The organism is Thermoclostridium caenicola (assembly GCF_900142095.1).
Lineage (GTDB): Bacteria > Bacillota > Clostridia > DSM-8532 > DSM-8532 > Thermoclostridium_A > Thermoclostridium_A caenicola.
In genome coordinates this window covers 1-2,051 of sequence record NZ_FQZP01000095.1, presented here as the reverse complement: position 1 = coordinate 2,051, position 2,051 = coordinate 1, and the positions used below count along the sequence as shown (strand labels likewise).

The window sequence follows — 2,051 nt, the reverse complement described above, 5'->3', positions numbered from 1 at the left end:
TGGTATTAAGTGAACGAAAGACGAGAGAAGAAATAATTCTTAAACTACCAGACAAAACGCAGGAATCAGTAATCAAAGCAATAGATGAATTAGAAGACCAGCTAATTAAAGTCAAGAGTTTATAATAAAAATTTTGAGAAATTTTTTTAGGCTCCTGACGTTAATGAAACGCATGACAACAAGACCACCTAGGTGAGGTAGACATAAAATAGCTGGTCTAAAATAGCAAGTTGCTCTTTGAAAACTGAACATCAAGTACAGTACTATCAAGCTGCTGTATGCTTTGCTGCAAGCATTTGAGCGTGTTCCTGGGGGCTGCGTAACTGGTAAGGTTTCCTATCCCTTAGAACAGCAAAGATGATACAAACAAGCTTGCGCATAACAGCTCCCAAAGCTACTTTCTTAGGCTTACTCTGGCATTTTTGTTGGTAGAACTCCAGCAGCACAGGGTTGCAAGCTGTCTTATCCCGCTTGGTACGGATATTAGCAAGAGCAATTGTGAAAAGCACCCTGCGAAGCAGCCTTGAACCTCTCTTAGACATCTTGTTCCGTGTGCCGGTAAACTCTCCGGACTGCATGACAGAGGGGTCAACGCCGAAATAAGCAACCAGCTTGCCTGGCTTTTTAAAGGCTGAAAAGTCTCCAATCTCCGCAAGAATAGTAGCAGCAGAGAGAAGGCCTATACCTGGCAGGCTCTGCAAAAGTTCAAGCGTCAATGCCAGCATGGGCATATCCTTCGCCATATCTTCAGCAATCAGTAGACGAATGGACTTAAGGACTTTCTCCAGGCTTTCTTCCAAGGTTTTGATCATGGAGATATATACGCCCAGCATAATAACATTTGAGGCATTATGAATGCTCAGAGGTGCAAAATCTCTGGCCTTGGAGACCAGAAGCTCATACTTGGCAGTTGACCATTTGAGGCTTTTGCGGGATTTCTTCTGAATCAGTGAAATCAGCTTGTTCCTGTCAGCCTTAAGAATATGGGCAGGAGTAGGATACTCCTCCAGGACAGCCATAGCAGCCTTTGAAAATATATTGGAGAAGACATCCTTGAAGTTAAGCATGAGTTGGTCAACAATACCGGTAAGCCTGTTTTTGTAGGCGGTAAGCTCATCACACAGTTTGTAGTACTGGCGACATAGGCTCCTTAGGCACTCAATATCCTCATTGGGGATGTTGGTTGACTTAAGTTCCTGAAATCTATAGAGTAGGGCAATTTTCCGGGCATCCACTTTATCATTTTTCACTTTTCTGATTCCAATATTTTTGATAGAATCAGTTTGGATGGGGTTTGTTACCGAAACCTCAAATCCAGCTTTACAAAGTGAATGGAAAAGGATTTTGTGATAGTGCCCTGTGGATTCCATGACTATGAAAGGCCTTGAAGCAAAATCTTTTTCCGTTTTATTAAGCAATTCAACGGCTCTTTCAACGTCGGTATTGGAATCATGGTGAATCTTCATGCGGGCAACCACTTCATTGGTAGGAGAAAGAATCGCCATTTCACTGAAGAACTTACCCACATCAATTCCTGCAATGGGTCTGAAATTCATTAAAATGCCTCCTTTTTAAGATTAATGGACTTAAAAGCCTCCATTCCTTCCTATGTAAGCAAACAACCTTGCATGTGACACGAGGAACCAGCCAAAGAGCTGGCCTCAACCAGCCAAATCATGTAGACTTACCGGAATGGATAAATACTCTTTCTTACGGGTAATCGGCCCGCTAAGGTCCGTCCCAGGAGGTGAAACACTCACCTTCCAAGTCCGGAAGATATTATACATGATTGTCAAGGTTCAGGCCAACAGTTGCTGGCAAAATGGCTAAGATGTGAAGCCGGATGATGTGCTTGATGTTTAGAAAAGAATGAAGTTTGAAGTGTTATGTTAACAATGAATTTTAATGGGTCGAACAGTGGCTTCGGTCACTGATTTAATACAATATTAATTGTACAAGGAAGTATAGAAGGAAATTTAGGGAGAAATTTAAAACGATAACAGTAGATAACGGGACAGAGTTTTTGGACTATAGAGGGATAGAGAAATCAA

1 protein-coding gene is annotated in these 2,051 nt (G+C 41.9%); it reads right to left on the bottom strand.

All coding sequences use genetic code 11. The features are described 5' to 3' along the window. Positions 1-266: 266 nt before the first annotated feature. A complete protein-coding gene (locus F3H12_RS12980; protein ID WP_149679734.1) occupies positions 267-1,556 on the bottom strand; it encodes an IS110 family RNA-guided transposase in 1,290 nt (429 codons plus the stop codon). Between the last annotated feature and the right edge of the window lie 495 nt (positions 1,557-2,051).

Excerpts from the sequence above, each read along its gene's own strand:
- F3H12_RS12980 (WP_149679734.1), bottom strand. The coding sequence starts at position 1,556 with ATGAATTTCAGACCCATTGCAGGAATTGATGTGGGTAAGTTCTTCAGT.